The following is an 18,193-nucleotide window of genomic DNA, read 5'->3' as shown; positions in this document are numbered from 1 at the left end:
CTCACGGGCAGACGATATAATGAAGGACATTCGGGGAGATTGCAACCGTTCACATTGGAGATAGAGTCAGTAGAGAAGAGCTTGTGGGAGGTGCGGAAGTGGGAAGAATCCTGTTAAAGCAAATTGAAAAGCGCTTCGGCAAGGAACGGGGCTATGCGGTAAGAGATTTTAACCTGGAAATCAAGGACGGCGAGTTTCTCGTCATGGTCGGCCCGTCCGGCTGCGGCAAATCGACCACCCTGCGGATGATCGCGGGTCTCGAGGACATCACCTCGGGCGAGCTGTACATCGGCGACCGGCTGGTGAACCACCTGCCCCCGAAGGACCGCGATATCGCCATGGTGTTCCAGAACTATGCGCTCTATCCGAATATGAGCGTCTTCGAGAACATCGCCTTCGGCCTGCGGCTGCGCAAAACGCCCAAGCATGAGATTGAGCAGTCGGTCAAACGGACCTCGCGGACGCTGGAGATCGAACCGTTCCTCGAGCGCAAGCCGAGACAGCTGTCCGGCGGGCAGCGGCAGCGTGTCGCGCTGGGCCGGGCGATCGTACGCAATCCCGAGGTGTTCCTGATGGATGAGCCGCTCTCGAACCTGGATGCGAAGCTCCGGGTGCAGATGCGCACGGAGATCATCACCCTGCACAAGCAGCTTGGCGTGACCATGGTATACGTAACGCATGACCAGGTGGAAGCGATGACGATGGGTCACCGCATTGTGGTCATGAAGGACGGCCTGATCCAGCAGGTCGACACCCCCCAGCGGATCTACAACCATCCGGCCAACATGTTCGTCGCGGGCTTCATCGGCTCGCCTCCGATCAATTTCCTGGAGGGCAAGCTGCTGGAAGCGCCGGACGGCGGGCTGGAATTCCATACGAGGCAGTACTATCTTCGCGTCCCTCCCGAAGCCTCGCAGCGGCTCAAGGAGAAAAAGAAAGTGAACCGCACCGTGTATCTGGGCATCCGAAGCGAGCATATCGGGGTCGCTGCGAAGGAAAACGATACGCAGCCGCAGGATACCATGACGGGTATCCACAAATTCGGCGAGCTGATGGGGGCCGACCGCTTCGTGTATGCCGATATCGGCGCCTCGAAGCTTCTGGTGGCCCGCACCCCGTCCGACCAGGATTTCGCAGATGACGAGAGGGTTACGCTGATCCCCAATATGCAGAAGGCGATCTTCTTCGATGGGGAGACCGAAGAGAATATCCTTGATTAAGAGCAAAGGCGGAGGGATGGAGTTGAAAGCGTTAAGTCGAATACGGACGCGGCTGGCAGCCCTGCTTGCCGTCGTCCTCACGCTTGTCCCTGTCCTGTACGGCACGGCTGATCCTGCAGGGGCGGCGGACAACGCCGCCAAACCGGCAGACGGGCAGACCGCAGGGCAGACCTCGGGGCAGGCGGCGGGCGATGCGGAAGGCGGAGCGGGCCTTACCGGCCGAAGCGATCCGTATTATTCGGAAGTGCTGGAGCGGTGGAAGAAGGAGGGGGCGTCCGCCGATCACAAGGCGCAGATTCGGATCCCCGGCTCCCGGATCGCCGGGCATGCCGAGGGAGCGAAGGTGCAGACGGGCGCTTACCAGGGCAAAGACAATGTCCTGATCTGGAATGCGGGTCGCAGCGAGTGGATCGAGTACGAGGTGGACGTGGAGCAGGGAGGCCTGTATACCCTCACGATGTCCTACCACCCTTTCGTCGATTCGAAGAACCGCAAGCCGATCGCGCTGAATATCACGGTCGACGGGAAGAATCCGTTCCTCGAGTCGAAGTCGATTGAGCTCTACCGGCATTGGAAGGATAAGCTTCCGGTGCGGACGGACGACCGGGGAGACGAGATCCGCCCGGTGGCCGAGGACATCTCCGGGTGGCAGACCTGGGAACTGCGCGACAAGGCGGGCGCTTATGCGGACGCCCTGCAGTGGTACCTTCCGGAGGGGCGGCATAAGATCCGGCTGAACGGAAGCGATCCCATGGCCCTCGAGTCGATCCTGCTGCAGCCGCCGGCCAAGACGGAGGCCTATGCAGCGGTCAGGCAGAGCCAGCCGGCTGCCGGCGCAGTAACGGCAGAGCCGGTGACCATTGAGGCCGAGCGGGTGCAGTGGAAGAGCGATTCCTCCCTGTCGCTGGCCTATGACAATGATATCGCCAATACCCCTTATGTCCAGGGCAGAATCACCTATAATACGATCAACGGGGAACGGTGGAACGCCGGGAACCAGGAGATCTCCTGGAGCTTCGAAGCGCCGGAGACCGGCTATTATCACATTGCTATGCGGGCCCAGCAGGGCTTCGTATCGAACCGCTCCTCGTTCCGCACAGTGCTCGTCAACGGGAAGGTGCCGTTCTCCGAGCTGAAGGCGTACCGCTTCCTGTATGCGTCCGGCTGGCGCGGGCTGACGCTCGCGGACGAGGAGAACCGGCCGTATGAGTTTTATCTCGAGAAGGGAACCAACACGATCTCCATGCGGGTCACGTATGCTCCGCTGAAGCCGCTCGCTGTCGAGCTGGAAGAAGTGATCGTAGAGCTCCGTAAGCTCTTCGCAGACGTATCGGCGCTGACCGGGGGCGTGGACGACAAGAACCGGACCTGGGACATGGAGCGCGATCTACCGGGCTTCGTCGAAGGACTGCAGGCTACCGGGGACCGGATCGACGCGATTCGGGAGAAGCTGACCGAGCTCAACGGCCGGCCGGACTCCGTCTCGCAGGGGCTGGTTACCGCGCGCAAAGATATCGACGCCATGCTCGCGGATGCGGACGAGATCCCTTATGATCCGGGCCGCCTCGTCGAGATCCAGGGCAAGGTCGCCGATCAGATCGAGGCGCTGGGCTCCCAGCCGCTGCAGCTTGACCGCCTGTTCGTAGTCCCCGCCGGGCAGCCGCTTCCGAAGATGGAAGCGTCGGCCGGAGAGAAGTTCTGGGGCGGGGTGGCCAACTTCTTCGACTCATTCAAAGCCAAGGGCAAGTGGAGTGAAGACAATGAAGAGGCGCTCGACGTCTGGATGTTCCGCGGACGGGATTACGTGAACCTGCTTCAGGGTCTGGTGGATGAGCAGTTCACGCCGCAGACCGGCATCAAGGTCAAGGTCAATCTGCTCAAGGACGAGAAGCAGCTCGTGCTCATGAACGCAGCGGGCATAGCGCCTGACGTCGCTCTCGGCATGCCTCAGGACATTCCGTTCGACTACGCGATCCGGGGCGGCATCTATAACCTGAAGCAGTTCCCGGACTTCGAGAATTTCTTCGGGCGGTTCGCACCCGGCTCCTGGACTCCGTTCTACTATGACGGGGGCTATTACGGCGTGCCCGAGACCCAGTCGTTCCAGATGATGTACTACCGCAAAGATATTCTCGACCGGCTCGGCCTGAAGGTGCCGGATACCTGGGAGGAGCTGTACCGCATCCTGCCGGTGCTGCAGCAGAACGGGATGAATTTTACACCGGTGGAGCACAATGCGTTCATGCAGATGCACGGCGCCGAGTATTATACGCCGGATGGCACGAAGACCGGGCTCGGCTCGGACAAGAGCTACGAAGCGTTCAAAATGTGGACCGACCTGCAGAACAAGTATGCCGTGGACCAGCGGATGGACAGCTTCTACATGCATTTCCGCGAAGGTTCGTACCCGATCGGCATTGCGGACATCAATACGTATATCCAGCTGACGGTAGCCGCTCCGGAGCTGAACGGACTGTGGGGGCTCGCTCCCGTACCGGGCGTCCGGCAGGCTGACGGGCAGGTGGCCCGCTGGCTCGGAGGCAGTATGCAGTCTTCGGTCATCATGAAGAATGCAAAACGGCCGGCCGAAGGCTGGGAATTCATCAAGTGGTGGACCTCCGCCGCCGTGCAGGAGCGGTTCGGCACGGATCTCGAGACGCTCAACGGCGTCACCTTCCGGTGGAACACGTCGAATATCGAAGCGTTCACGAAGCTGCCGTGGCGAGATGACGATCTGACGGCGATCATGGAGCAGTGGAAGTGGTTCCGCGAGATCCCGAACGTACCCGGCAGCTACTTCATGGAGCGGGAGCTGCGCAACGCTTGGACACGGACCGTCATCGGAGGCATGAACTACCGGACTTCGCTCGAGACGGCCGTGAAGGAAGTGGACCGCGAAATCCGGCGGAAGGTCCAGGAGTTCGGCTTCATCAGCCCGGATGGAACCGTGATCCGCCGAATGAATCTGCCGTCCATTACGAAGCCTTGGGAAGGAGTGGAGCCGTATGTCCAAAAGTGAGATGATCGTGCAGGCGCCTGGCATCAGCCTGGGGCAGCGGCGCAAAGGCAGGCTGGCGGAGCTGCTTAAGACCCTCTGGTCGTACCGCGTATCCTATTTGTTCATCGCCCCGTTCATGATCTGCTTTATCTTGTTTATTCTGCTGCCGGTCATTGCCGCCGTAGTGCTGAGCTTCACCCACTACAATTCGATCGAGCCTCCGCGCTTCGTCGGCTGGGATAACTTCCGCTACATGCTGACGCAGGATCTCATCCTGATGAAGCATGCGCTGCCGAATACCCTGACCTTTGCGCTCATCGTCGGTCCGGGCGGCTATGTGTGCGCGTTCCTGCTCGCCTGGCTGATCTCGATTCTGCCCGCCGTCTTCCGCAAGTGGTTCACGCTGGCGATGTATACGCCGTCGCTGGCGAGCCTTGTGGCGATGAGCATCATCTGGACGCCGCTGTTCTCCAGCGACCGGATCGGGTATCTGAACCATTTTCTGCTGAACCTGAATCTCATCAGCGAGCCCGTACCGTGGGTCACGAGTAAAGATCATCTCATGACGTCCATGGTCGTGGTTACCTTATGGAAAAGCATGGGCATCGGCTTCCTCGGCATGCTGGCCGGCCTGCTGAACGTCAATCCGGAGATGTATGAGGCCGGCAAGCTGGACGGCATCCGCAGCCGGCTGGAGGAGATCTGGTACATTACGATCCCGGCGACGAAGCCGCAGATGCTGTTCGGGGCGGTCATGGCGGTCGTGGGTGCGGTCCAGATCAGCGAGATCGGTACAGTGCTCTCCGGCATGAATCCGACGCCTGAATATGCGGCGCACATGATCACCACACATACCGACGATTATGCATTCACCCGCTTCGAGCTCGGCTATGCCACGGCGCTGACGGTGTGCCTGCTGACGATCGTCTACCTGGCGCAGAAGCTGTGCTGGAAGCTCTTCGGTACGAAGGAGGACGAATAACATGAATCTCGCGGCCAAACTGAGCGGATGGGTGCCCTGGCGGAGGCGTTCGAAGCTCGGGCGCTGGAGTCCGACCGAGCGGGTGGCCTTCGTGCTGCTCGTGCTCATCAGCATCTTCATGATGCTGCCGATCGTGTACATTTTCAACCACGCGTTCAAGCCCTACCAGGAGCTGTTCGTGTACCCGCCGAACATTCTCGTCCGAGATCCCTCGATCCAGAGCTTCATCGAGCTTCTGGCTTCGACGAAGACGACGGCCGTGCCGGTGACCCGGTATATGTTCAACAGCTTCGTCGTAACCGGGCTGTCCGTCACGCTCATTACGCTGTTCAGCGCGATGTGCGCCTACGCGATCTCCAAGCACCAGTTTCCGGGACATAAGGTGGTCTTCGGGACCATTTTGCTGACCCTGGTCTTTGTCCCCGAGACCGTGGCCATTCCGAAGTATCTGGTGGTGAGCCAGCTCGGCATTTTCAATACGTATTGGGGGCATGTGCTGCCGCTGGTGGCCGTTCCCACGGGGGTATTCCTGATGAAGCAGTTCATCGATCAGGTGCCCGGCGAGCTGCTCGATTCCGCGAAGATGGACGGGGCGAAGGAGTGGACCCTTTTCGTGCGCATCATTATTCCGGTCGTGCTGCCGGCGATCGCCACGATCGGCATTATCGCCTTCCAGAGCGCATGGCAGAATACGGAGACGTCGATCTCCTACATGCAGGATGAAGAGATGCGGACCTTCCCCTTCTACGTCGAAACGCTGACGAGCGGCATGGCTAACAGCGTGGCCCGGCAGGGCGCGCTGGCTGCAGCGACGCTGCTGCTGTTCCTGCCCAACCTCATTATCTTCCTTGCCTTTCAGAGCAAGGTGATCGCCACCATGGCGCATTCGGGGATCAAATGATGGAGAGGAGAACGATCGGCGTGAACAGAGTAGGGACCGCTGTGGCTGACAGCCGGGAGACGGTAGAGCAGTGGGGCCGGTTCGAGCTGGTTCTGGAGGGCCCGCAGGAAGGCAATCCGTTCCAGGACGTTCGTTTGTCGGCCCGGTTCCAGTACCGGAATCTGACGATGGAAGCCGAAGGCTTCTATGACGGAGACGGGGTCTACCGGGTCCGCTTCATGCCGGACCGGCCGGGTGTCTGGCGGTATGTGACGCGAAGCAGCTCTCCGGAGCTTGACGGTCATACGGGCGAGTTCACCTGCACGGAGGCGGGCGAAGACAACCATGGCCCGGTCCGGGTGAAGGGCCGGTACGGCTTCGCTTATGAGGATGGAACGCCGTATATGCCGTTCGGCACCACCTGTTATCACTGGACGCACGGGGGGAATACGGCGCAAGAGGAGCTGACCCTGCAGTCGCTCGCTGATTCACCCTTCAATAAAGTGAGAATGTGCCTGCTGCCGACCCGGGATATGCCGCCTCCGCTGCAGACGGTCTTTGCCGGCTCCTCCCCGGAGGACCTCGACCGGACGCGGTACAATCCTGCATTTTTCCGGCATCTCGAGCACCGGCTGGAGGACCTGCTGAAGCTGGGGATTGAGGCGGACCTCGTGCTCTTCCATCCGTATGACAAAGGGTGGTGGGGTGTCGACAACATGGAGGCGCAGCAGGACGAAATGTACCTGCGGTACTGCATCGCAAGGCTCGGCTCCTACCGCCATGTGTGGTGGTCGCTGTGCAACGAGTTCGACTTCAACAAATTCAAGACGGTGGCGGACTGGGACCGGCTGCTGCAGCTGACCCAGCGGTTTGACCCTTACCAGCATCTGCGCTCGATTCACAACGGGACGAAAATGTACAAATCGTCGAACCTCTACGACTTCACGAAGCCCTGGATCACGCACCAGAGCATCCAGCACTGGGACGCGGAGCTTACGAGCCAGTGGCGGCTGACGGCGGCCAAGCCGATCGTCATCGACGAGATCTCTTACGAGGGCAACAGCTCGCGGCGCTGGGGGAATATCTCGGGCCGGGAGCTCGTGCACCGGTTCTGGGAAGGAGCGAGCCGGGGCGGCTTCGTCGGACACGGGGAGTCGTTCATCGACCGGGAGACCCGGGCGTGGATCTCGACGGGCGGCCGTCTGTACGGGGAAAGCACGGCGAGGATCGCCTTCTTGCGGCGCATCCTGGAGGAGGCCCCGCCGGAGTGGATCGAGTCGCCGGGCGAAGGAAGCTGGCGCCTGGTGTACTTCGGACGGCGCCAGCCGGGCAGTCACTGGCTGGAGCTTCCGGCGGAGGGGGATTATCAGGTTGAGCTGATCGACACCTGGGAGATGACCATTCTGCCGCTCGAAGGGTTGTTCCGCGGGCGGTGCCGGATCGGGCTGCCCGGCCGGCCTCAGATGGCGCTGCGCGCCCGTCCGGCGGGCGCGGGATCAACGGAAGGAGGGGAACGCGGGTGAACGTTCAGTCGAAGGTGGAACGCTGGGGGCTGTTCGAGCTGAAGCTTCGTGGCCCTTCGGAGGGGAATCCCTGCGAGGAAGTGTGTCTGTCGGCCGGCTTCACCAGCGGCAGCCGGTATGGGGAAGCGGTAGGCTTCTACGACGGAGACGGAACCTACCGGATCCGGTTCATGCCGCAGGAAGAAGGGACATGGACGTACCGGACGCAGAGCAGTGCTCCCGAGCTTGACGGCCTGACAGGACAGTTCGTCTGTGCCGGTCCGTCTGGAGAGAACCGGGGGCCCGTAAGAACGCGGGGCGAAGCCCATTTCGCTTATGCGGACGGAACCCGCTTTATTCCTGTCGGTACCGTCTGCAGCCAGTGGCATCTGCAGGACGGGGAGCGGCGGGCAGCGACGCTGGAGGCGCTTCGGGCCTCGGGGTTCAATAAGGTGCAGATGAGCGTCCTTCCGCTGTCCGGAGAGCTGCTTGGGGAGCAGCCGGAGGGGGTGCCGGAGCCGTTCGGCCGGCACCCGGATGGACGGTTGGACGTCCGCCTCCTGCAGCCGGAGTACTTCCGGATGCTCGAAGAGCGGATCAACGAGCTGACGGCTTGCGGCATCGAGGCGGAGCTGGTGCTGCTGCACCCGGGAGCCCTGGGAGCCGAGGACATGAGCACGAAGGACGAGGAGCGCTACGTGAGGCACTGTATCGCGCGTTTCGGTGCCTGCGCCGGAGTCTGGTGGTCGGCAGTGGAGGAGCCCGAGGGCTTCGCCGGCCGGACGCCGGGAGACTGGAACCGGCTGCTCCGCCTGATCGCGGAGCTGGACTGCGGCGGGCACCTGCGTTCGGTCCGCAGCCGGCCGGGGGCCTCGGATTTCGGCTCGCCTTGGGCGACGCACATCAGCCTGGATACTCCGGATGTCAAAGCGGCTTCAGACTATACCCGGGCTTACGGCAAACCGGTACTCATCGACAGTGCCGGAAGCGAGGGGAACCTGGACCGCCCGGAGGCCAGCCTGACTCCGGAAGAAATGGTATCCCGCCTCTGGGAAGGGGCGGCCCGCGGAGGCTTTGTGAGCTGCGGGGAGGCGTATGAGGAAGCGGACGGGGGGCGGATCTGGCGCACGCATGGCGGGAAGCCCCAAGGGAAGAGTGCTGCCCGCGCCGCCTTCCTTCGGAGGATGCTGGAGGAGCTGCCGGACGGGATGCGCTACAACAGCGACCGCTATGATGCGGCCACACTGGAGGTCCGAGGCGAATGCTACCTGCAGTACTTCGGCCCCCACCGCTTCGCCTTCCGGGGCTTCGAGCTGCCGGAAGGCCGCTACACCGTGGACCTGATCGATACCTGGCAGATGACGGTCGAACCGCTTCCCGGCGAGTATGAGGGGCGGTTTCGGATCGACCTGCCGGTGAAAGAAAACTTGGCCCTGCGCATTCGCAGATTACCCGGAGCCCTGAGCGGACCGGCGGAGGAGGAAAGAGATGGAACAACGGAGAGCATCCAAGCATGACAAGCTTTGGTACGAGAAGCCGGCCCGCGCCTGGACCGATGCCCTGCCGGTCGGCAACGGGCGGCTCGGCGCCATGGTATTCGGCAAGGTCAACCAGGAACGGCTGCAGATCAACGAGGATTCCGTCTGGTACGGCGGCCCGCTGAACGGGGACAATCCCGATGGACGGAAGTATCTGCCCGAGGTGCGGCGTCTGCTGCTGAAGGGCAAGCAGCTCGAAGCGGAAGAAGCGGCGCAGATGGGACTCATGTCGATCCCCAAATCGATGCGGCCGTACCAGCCGCTCGGCGACCTTCATATTTATCATGACGGCGAGAAGAAAATGATCTCGAACTACTACCGCGACCTCGACATCGAGGAAGGCATCGCCCATGTGAGCTACTGCCTCAACGAGGTGCCGCACGTGCGGGAAGTATTCTCCAGCGCGGTGGACGGGGTGCTCGCCGTCCGTATTACCTGCGGGCCGGATGCCAAGCTTAATCTGCGGATGAACGTCAGCCGCAGGCCGTTCGACGAGGGCACGCAGCAGCTCGCGCACGATACCATCGCCATGTGCGGGGAGAACGGCAAGAACGGCGTGACCTACTGCATGGCCGTGAAAGCGGTGCCCGAAGGCGGCTGGGTCAATGCCTTCGGCGATTTCCTGGCCGTCCGGGACGCGAATGCCGTGACGATCTACATCGCGGGCGGCACGACGTTCCGCTCGGACGATCCGCTGGCCGAGTGTGTTCGCCAGCTCGAGCAGGCGGAGCGCAAGGGCTATGAGGCGGTCAGACGCGACCATGTCGCCGATCACCGGAGCCTTTACCGCCGGGTGAACCTGGAACTGGACCCGGAGCCGGTCTCCGGTCCGGACCCGTCGACGCTGCCGACCGATGCGCGCCTTCAGCGCTTCCGGGAGGGCGGGGAAGATCCGGGACTGTTCCGGCTGTATTTTCAGTACGGACGCTATCTCATGATGGCTAGCTCGCGCCCGGGTTCAAATCCCGCGAACCTGCAGGGCATCTGGAATGAGAGCTTCACCCCTCCTTGGGAATCGAAGTATACGATCAACATCAATACCGAGATGAACTATTGGCCGGCCGAGAGCTGCAACCTCCCGGAGTGCCACGAGCCGCTGTTCGATCTTATCGACCGGATGCGGCCGAACGGCCGCAAGACCGCGGAGCAGCTGTACGGCTGCCGGGGCTTCGTTGCCCATCATAACACCGATATGTGGGGCTCCACCCAGGTCGAGGGCAACTATATGCCGGGCTCGATCTGGCCGATGGGGGCCGCCTGGCTCTCGCTTCACCTGTGGGAGCATTACCGCTACGGCCTCGAGGAGACGTTCCTCCGGGAGAGGGCCTATCCGGTGATGAAGGAAGCGGCGGAGTTCTTCCTCGATTACTTGTTCGAGGACAAGGAAGGACGACTGGTTACGGGACCTTCCACCTCGCCCGAGAACAAATTCATCATGCCGGACGGCAGCGTGGGTACGCTGACCATCGGTCCGTCCATGGACATCCAGATTGTGTACTCGCTGCTGAGCGCCTGCACGGACGCTGCGGAGATCCTGCGCACCGACGACCTCCTGCGCGAGAAGTGGGAAGAGGTGCTGCGCCGGCTGCCTCCGCCGCAGATCGGCAGGCACGGCCAGCTGCAGGAGTGGACGGGCGACTGGGACGAGGTGCATCCGGGCCACCGGCACATCTCGCACCTGTTCGCGCTGCATCCGGGCGAGATCATCCACGTGCGCCATACGCCGGAGTGGGCGCAGGCGGCTCGGGTTACGCTGGATCGCCGGCTTGAGAACGGAGGCGGCCACACGGGATGGAGCCGTGCCTGGATTCTCAACTTCTATGCGCGGCTGGAGGACGGTGTGAACGCCTACGCCCACCTGCGCGCGCTGCTGTCGCAGTCGACGCTGCCGAACCTGTTCGACAACCACCCGCCGTTCCAGATCGACGGCAACTTCGGCGGTACGGCGGGCATAGCCGAGATGCTGCTGCAGTCGCACCGCGGCGAGATCGCGCTGTTGCCGGCACTCCCGCCGGTATGGCGCAGCGGACGTGTCTCCGGCCTGCGTGCGCGGGGCGGCTTCGAAGTGGATCTGGAGTGGGCGGACGGTGCGCTGGTCCGCTGCGTGATCCGGGCGGGCCGGGACGGCGAATGCCGGATCGCCTGCCGGCAGCCGCTGTCTCCCCTGCGGGTGGAGGCGGACGGAGGCGCCGTAGGCACGACGGACGAAAGCGGGCTCACCCGCTTCGCGGTCCGCGCCGGGGGCACGTACGTGCTCGCGCCGGAGCCGATGGCCGAGCCCGCGCCGCAGCAGATTGCCGGGTCGGTGTAAAAGCATAGGCAAGTAGAGAGGGCCGTCGTGAGGCGGTCCTTTCGCGCTGCTTGCTAAGTTGTTCGCATGGTTCGAAGCTGGGAGATAGGCATACGCGTACGCGGGTAGGGGCGGACGGAACCGCTGTATGCATGACGGATGAAGCGGGCTTAGCCGCTACATCGTCCGAGCGGGGAGCACGTACGTGCTCGGCCGGAGCCTCTCGACGTGTCTGCCCTCTGCAGATTGCAGGGGCGGGGTAGAGGCGGGTGAACGAGGAGAGGGCCACCGGGAGGCGGTCCTTTCGCGCTGCTCGGCTGTGTATGTTCGCACGGCTCAAGGCTGGGAAGCAGGCATAAGAAGCTCGCGGCACAACAGAGGAGAGATGGGATGAGGGTACTGGCAGCGGGTGCGGCAATTGATATAAGCGCTCGAACTCCACCCCTTCGCCGGCCATGTCGGGGTTGGGTATGGGCTCGGGCCGGAGCCGCCCGCCGAACCTGCCTCGCAGTAGATTGCAGGGTCGGATTAGAAGCAGAGGCAAAGCAAAAATAAAAATAAAGGAACTCAGATGCCTTATTCGAGTATTTCCCGCTATTTCCCAACGTATAGCGGAACTCAGATGTCTTATTGTTGTTTACTTGTATGTAGACTAAACGGTGGACACAGCTTAAGGAACGACCTTTATAATAAAGACAAACCAACAAAGGTCGAGGTGTGCCATGAGTCAGCAGCGGGAGAGTTACGGCAGTGAGTTTAAGAAAAAAACGGTGGAACACATGGAGAAGGAGGGGAAGAAGCCGATAGAGATCGCCCGGGAGCTCGGGATTCCGAAGAGTACCTTGAGCCGCTGGATCAAGCAGTATGGCAAAAGTGCGACTGCGGAACAATCGCAAGTCTTTGTGGATTACGAACGACTACGGAAATTGGAGCAGCAAAACCGCGAACTACAAGAGGAGAATGAAATCTTAAAAAAGGCGATGCACTTCTTCACGAAAGACCGGCACTGATTTTTTCGTTTATTCATAAACACCGCTTCCAGTACCGTGTCGAGAAGATGTGCTCCGTGTTACAAGTATCCAGAAGCGGTTATTACAAGTGGGTAAAACACAAGCCTAGTAAACGGGAAAAGCACCGGAAGTGGCTGAAAAACCGTATCCGGCATCACTTTTTCCGTTTGAAGAAACGCCCGGGCAGCCCCGTAATTACTGCAATTCTGCGAGAGGATGACGGTTGTACTGTCTCCTCAAAAACGGTCAGCCGCCTAATGAAAGAGATGGGTCTTAAGTCAATTACGGTTGGAAAATACAAAGCAACGACCAATTCCAAACACAACATGCCTGTTCATGACAATATCCTAAATCGGCAGTTTAAAGTCGATGCGCCAAACAAGGTCTGGGTAACAGATATTACTTATGTCGCCACTGGCGAAGGCTGGTTATATCTAGCCAGTGTGATGGACTTATTTTCACGTAAAATCGTAGGCTGGGCTACAGGTGCACGGATGACTAGGGAGCTGGTGATCGATGCCCTGGAGCTTGCTTACAGGCGTCAGAAGCCGGCCCCTGGCTTGATCCACCACTCCGACCGCTGATCTCAGTATGCAAGCAGTGATTACCAAGAACGGCTGGCAGGCTACTTCATGACGGGCAGCATGAGTCGAAAAGGTAACTGCTATGATAATGCGTGTATTGAGTCGTTCCACAGTACATTGAAAAAAGAGCTTGTGTACCAGACCAAGTTTAAAACTCGCAAACAAGCTACCGATGAACTCTATAATTACATCGAGTTTTACTATAACCGAACACGGCGTCACTCCACTTTGGGTTATAAAACGCCTCATCGCTTTGAACAGATGTACCATGAAAAAAGAACAGCTTAGCCTTAAAGGGTTCCTTTAATTTGTGTCTACTTTATTGACAGAAGTACAACTGCCGCCAAAAGAGGTATCGTACATCGAATTAGCGAACCTGAGTTCCTCTATTTTTAAAAAGCATCGTCGGTTTCAGAGCATAGCGCATCTGAGTTCCTTTATTCTTTGCTGCACCAGGAACTTACTGCTGTCTGCCTCACCATGATGTTTAAAATCAGCTTGAGGGCCGCCGGAAGGGGGCCCTCTTTAACATGCCTCGTATGCATGGGTGAGCTGCTGGCTGTCTCTTAAGGGGAGGGCATAACCCTTTTTCGATGCTGCCACGACGGGATGCTTGTTCGTTTGGAAGCTAATGCCTTAGGGATATTCATTCGGTGATCCCATGCGAACATAGTTCAGAGATGGGCACGAATGAGGACTCATGACTGGATTCCCTATAGGGTTGCTGCAAACCTCAAACCTATCCGACTCGCAGCAGCCAGACCGATTTCTCCCTGAACATGGTGGCCAACGATCGCTGTCATCTTCCTCTGGACTACAGTACGCAGGCTCCATTTGTTACACACTCTTGCAGATTGCGAGGCTCAAGCCGGTTCATCAATCCGGATGAAATCACCCCCGACTACGGCAGGAAGTCTCACGGGTAGATCATTCGCAGACTGTGGGGCTTAAGCCGATTTAGCGGTCAGGATGACATCATTCCTACTACAGCAGGAAGTCTCCCTGGCGTTGATCACCTTCGCAGAGTGCGAGGCTCGTGCCGGTTCATCAATCCGGATGAGATCACCCCCGACTACGGTAGGAAGTCTCACGGGTAGATCATTCGCAGACTGTGGGGCTTAAGCCGGTTTAGCGGTCAGGATGACATCATTCCTACTACTGTAGGAAGTCTCCCCGCGTTGATCACCTTGGCAGATTGCGAGGCTCGTGCCGGTTCATCAATCCGGATGATCTCCCTCGACTGCAGCAGGCAGCCTCCCTTCGTTATTCACCATCCCAGACTGTGGGGCTCGAGCCGGTTCAGCGTTCCGATGCCATCGTCATGGACTTCAGCAGCAGTCTTTCTTCCTTCGCAGACTGTCCTGTCCAGCAAGTTCATGGCTCCGGATGGCTTCGAACCGAGCACGGAGATGTCCGATTTACTAACGTATCCACCCCATTCCCCAAGCCCTGCACGCGCTCGCCAGCGCAGGTGCACGAATGCTCCCCAATCTAAGCAGAAATCGCCTATAACCCCTTTCGCGGAACGGTGTATTGTTAGATGCAGAGAGGTGAGCTTATGGAATTCATCAGACCTGAACATTATGCACCCGGTAAGCTGAAGACAGCAGACGGGAAACCATACGGAATCGGCATCATCGGCTGCGGAAGCATCGCCAATACGGCGCATCTGCCCGCGTACCGCAAGTACGGCCTGCAGGTCGTCGCCTGCTGTGACGTCAATGAGGAAGCGGCGCGCGCCACCGCCGAAGCGTTCGGCATCCCGTTCTGGACGACCGACGTAAGGAAGCTTCTGGAACGCGAGGATGTGGGGATCATCGATCTCGCCATCCATCCGGAGCCGAGACTGCAGGTGCTGCGGCTGATCGCCGAAGCGCCAAGGCCGGTTCTGTGCCAGAAGCCGCTGGCATTGGAGCCGAAGCACGCACTGCTGCTGGCAGAGGAAGCGGAGCGGCTCGGGATCGTGCTCGGCGTGAACCAGCAGGCCCGCTGGGCGCCGGCCCACAAAGCGATGAAGGCGGTGCTGGAGCAGGATCTCATCGGAGAGGTGTACAGCCTGCAACATGTGCTCCGTTCGTTCCAGGATCAGGCCGGCCGGTGGTGGACGACCATGAAGGACTTCAATATCGTCGACCACGGCGTGCATTATATCGATCTCTGCCGGCACTTTAACCCCTCATCCGAGGAATGGTCCCGGGTGCACTGCACGACAGCCATGCTGCCCGGCCAGAATGCGGTCGATCCGCTGATCTATTCGGCGAACGTGGAATTCGGGGCGGCAGGGGGAAGAAGTCCCCTGATGGCTTCGCTGCAGTTTAACAATATCGTCAAGGCCAGCCGTTCGCACAGCCATACGTGGTGGATCGACGGGACGGAAGGCAGCCTCTGGTGCACGCAGGATACCTTGTACATGGCACTGAACAAGCACAAGAATGTCATCCACGAAATCAAGCTCAAAGGCTCGTGGTTCCCGGATGCCTTCGCCGGGTCGATGATCGCCTTCATCAACGCGGTCTCGGAGGGCCAGGCCCCGCCGGTAACGGCCCGGGACAATCTGCAGACCGTTGCCCTGACGGCGGCTATGGTCGTCTCGAGCAAGGAGGGCCGGGTCGTCGAACGGTCCGAGATCCTCGGAAGGACGGTGACGGCATGAACCCGCTCGGTTTTATGAGCTACATCTATATGGGCCTGTCGGCGGAGGAAATGCTGCGGGAGGCCAAGAAACACGGACTCCGGTACATCCAGCTCGATCCGAGGCAGAAGCTCGGCGTGATGGATGAGGAGCCCTTGTCCCCGGTACGTGCCCAGCGACTGCGGGCTCTGTTCGAGGAAGGCGGGATCGCGGTCATCGGCTTGTCCGGTTATACCAACCTGATGCTGCCCGACCCGGCCAAGCGGGAGCAGAAGCTCCGCCAGCTCGAGAAGATGATCGACCTATGTCCCCACTACGGAACAAGGTATATTCTGACGGAGACCGGCAGCCTGCATCCGACCAATTCGTGGCGGGACTGCCCGGAGAACCGCACGGCGGAGGCCTGGGAACAGCTCGTGGGGACGATCGGAAGGCTGAGAGACCGTGCGGTGGAAAATGGGGCGGTGCTCATCATCGAAGGCTTCGTGAACAATGTGCTCGGCAGCCCCCGGCAGGCGGTACAGCTGACGCAGGAGCTCGGGTCCGAAGGGCTTGAGATCGTGATGGACCCGTTCAATTATCTGACGCAGGATGACCTGCTGCGCCAGCGCGAAGCCATGACGGAGCTGTTCGATGCGGTTGGGCCCGCCTGCCCGATGGCGCATGCCAAAGATGCCCTGTACGCCGAGGACGGCACGTTCACGACGCCGCGGGTGGGTACGGGACAGGCGGACTGGCCGCTCTACGCCGAACTGCTGGCCCGGCGGCTGCCCGAAGTTCCCCTGATCCTGGAGCATGCGAAGCCCGAAGAGGTGGGAGAATGCCTCGAACGGATCGCCGCAGCCTTCAAGGCAGGCACGGGGCGGGGGCAGCCGGCCGGAGAAGGGACGGCCCGCCATGGAGCATAAACCGAGACTGGGCATTCAGGGTCCGGTTGTGGGCTGGCCGGATCCTTGGGCGGCCGAGGCATCGGAAGAGATCATGCGGACAGGAACCGGAAGCCTCGTTCCTTCCCAGGACCCGAGGCCGGAGCCGAAGCACTTTATGAAGGCGCTGTCGGAGCTGGGAGCCGAATTCTATGTCCATCACGTGATGCCGGACGCGGGGGAAGTTCCGCAGCTGCTGGCGGACGCGGAAGAAGCGGGACTGGATGTGTGCCTCGGCAACGAATACGGTAACATCAACGGGCCCTGGGTGGAAGGCACGAACCGTTACGACGTGACGGACGCGGCCGTAGAGCAGGCTGTGCGGTCAGGCCGGTGCATCGGGCTGCTCTACGACGAGCCGGAGCACCTGCAGATCAACGCCGCCCAATACCGCAAGGATGGCTGGTTCCCGCATTGGGGCTCCGTCGACGGCGTGGACCTGGACTCCGCCCGCCGGACGGTCGAAGAGGCAGTCGATGCCAGAGGCCGCCGGGTACAGCACCTGCTGGAACAGGCAGGAAAACCGGATGCCTCCCTGCCGCTGATCAGCGAGCACGTCTTCCCGGTGATGTTCCACACCTTCGCCAGGGCAGGCATGGACGTATGCCCCAAGATCATGAAGGAATCGTTCCAGTCGCTCCAGCTGGCGACAGCTCTCGGAGCCGCCAAGCAGTACGGCCGCTCCCTCTGGATCTGCGCCGACCTGTGGGGTCCCGACGCGGGAGCGTGGTTCACCCGCTATCCCGGATTCCCCGGGCACTCGCCGGAGGAATTCGAATCCGCGCTGAAGGTGGGCTACCTGATGGGACCGAGCCACCTGTTCGTCGAGAACGTGGACATCCTGCTGCGGCACACGCCGCAGGGCTTCCGGCGGACGGAATTCGGCGAAGTGTGGGAGCAGTTCACGCGCTCGTTCGTTCCCGCCCATCCGCTGTCCTGGAACCACACCCGGGCGGAGGCCGACATTGCGGTGATCCACTCGGATGACGCGAACTACGGACAGAACGAACGGTCCTTCGGCAGCCGGACATTCGTCTCCGGGGAAGCGCAGCAAAGTGTGTTCCACATCTGGCATCTGCTGAGCCGGGGAACCATTCCTTCCCACGGCAGCTGCATGCACATCCCGGGCTACGAATTCCCGCGGCATGAGCTGAAGCGGACAACGGCCCCTGAGGCCTTTCCGCTGGAGAAGGGCCGCGTGATCGGCGGCGAACCTGTCCACGGGCTGTTCTATCCGGCACGGAGCGTGCTCGTGTTCGATGAGAAGGTCACCGCTCAGACCCTGGGGCAGCCCGGTCTGATCCTGGCCGGAGGCAGCTCCCTCTCGCCGGAGACCTTCCGGGCAATCGCTGTCCGTGCGGAAGAAGGAGCTACCGTAGTGATCGCCCGCTGGCTGCTGCCGGCGGACTGCCCTGCGGAGCTTACGGCCAGCGGCCGCAGAGGAGCGGGCCGGTGGATCGTGACGGACCACTTTTTGGAAGAGGGAGTAAGGGAAGCCGTGGAGCCCCACCTGGGTGAGCCGGGGTGCTGGACACAGCGGTTCGGTACGTCGGAAGTGAGAATCACGGCAAAGAATACGGAAGGAACCCGGCTGGAGTTTGACATAGCAGGGAAGTGACGGGAGTGAGATT

10 protein-coding genes and 1 pseudogene are annotated in these 18,193 nt (G+C 60.8%); all 11 read left to right on the top strand.

All coding sequences use genetic code 11. The features are described 5' to 3' along the window. Window positions 1–98: 98 nt before the first annotated feature. The 11 genes and pseudogenes from PM3016_RS20470 (at window position 99) to PM3016_RS20415 (ending at window position 18,180) form a co-directional block, all read left to right on the top strand. Window positions 99–1,220, top strand: coding sequence for an ABC transporter ATP-binding protein (locus PM3016_RS20470; protein ID WP_014370766.1), 1,122 nt, complete (start codon window positions 99–101; stop codon window positions 1,218–1,220). Then, window positions 1,213–4,239 carry an extracellular solute-binding protein gene (locus tag PM3016_RS20465; RefSeq protein ID WP_041619190.1) on the top strand — a complete coding sequence of 1,009 codons (3,027 nt, stop codon included), beginning with the start codon at window positions 1,213–1,215 and terminating at the stop codon, window positions 4,237–4,239. The genes PM3016_RS20470 and PM3016_RS20465 overlap by 8 nt, the downstream gene beginning before the upstream one ends. Further along, window positions 4,226–5,200: a carbohydrate ABC transporter permease gene (locus tag PM3016_RS20460; RefSeq protein WP_013918424.1), complete on the top strand. Its 975-nt coding sequence runs from the start codon at window positions 4,226–4,228 to the stop codon at window positions 5,198–5,200. The genes PM3016_RS20465 and PM3016_RS20460 overlap by 14 nt, the downstream gene beginning before the upstream one ends. 1 nt (window position 5,201) lies before the next feature. Next, window positions 5,202–6,101 (top strand): carbohydrate ABC transporter permease, encoded by a 900-nt coding sequence (locus PM3016_RS20455; protein WP_013918423.1) that lies wholly within the window; start codon window positions 5,202–5,204, stop codon window positions 6,099–6,101. Then, window positions 6,101–7,603, top strand: a complete 1,503-nt coding sequence (locus PM3016_RS20450) for a DUF5060 domain-containing protein (protein WP_051045037.1) — start codon at window positions 6,101–6,103, stop codon at window positions 7,601–7,603. The genes PM3016_RS20455 and PM3016_RS20450 overlap by 1 nt, the downstream gene beginning before the upstream one ends. Next, window positions 7,600–9,099, top strand: coding sequence for a DUF5060 domain-containing protein (locus PM3016_RS20445; protein WP_014370763.1), 1,500 nt, complete (start codon window positions 7,600–7,602; stop codon window positions 9,097–9,099). Before PM3016_RS20450 ends, PM3016_RS20445 begins: the two co-directional genes overlap by 4 nt. Further along, the gene (locus PM3016_RS20440; RefSeq protein ID WP_013918420.1) at window positions 9,071–11,431 is read left to right on the top strand and encodes a glycoside hydrolase family 95 protein; all 2,361 of its coding nucleotides are present in this window, start codon (window positions 9,071–9,073) and stop codon (window positions 11,429–11,431) included. Before PM3016_RS20445 ends, PM3016_RS20440 begins: the two co-directional genes overlap by 29 nt. Before the next feature lie 701 nt (window positions 11,432–12,132). Further along, a pseudogene (locus PM3016_RS41455) lies at window positions 12,133–13,292 on the top strand (IS3 family transposase). Between the two features lie 1,270 nt (window positions 13,293–14,562). Further along, complete coding sequence (locus PM3016_RS20425) at window positions 14,563–15,657, top strand: Gfo/Idh/MocA family protein (protein ID WP_013918419.1); 1,095 nt, start codon at window positions 14,563–14,565, stop codon at window positions 15,655–15,657. Beyond that, window positions 15,654–16,544, top strand: a complete 891-nt coding sequence (locus tag PM3016_RS20420; RefSeq protein ID WP_013918418.1) for a sugar phosphate isomerase/epimerase family protein — start codon at window positions 15,654–15,656, stop codon at window positions 16,542–16,544. The genes PM3016_RS20425 and PM3016_RS20420 overlap by 4 nt, the downstream gene beginning before the upstream one ends. After that, the gene (locus PM3016_RS20415) at window positions 16,534–18,180 is read left to right on the top strand and encodes a hypothetical protein (protein ID WP_014370759.1); all 1,647 of its coding nucleotides are present in this window, start codon (window positions 16,534–16,536) and stop codon (window positions 18,178–18,180) included. Before PM3016_RS20420 ends, PM3016_RS20415 begins: the two co-directional genes overlap by 11 nt. The last annotated feature ends 13 nt before the right edge of the window (window positions 18,181–18,193 follow it).

Source organism: Paenibacillus mucilaginosus 3016 (assembly GCF_000250655.1).
GTDB classification, from domain to species: Bacteria; Bacillota; Bacilli; order Paenibacillales; family NBRC-103111; genus Paenibacillus_G; species Paenibacillus_G mucilaginosus.
This window is presented reverse-complemented; position numbering and strand designations above follow the sequence as displayed.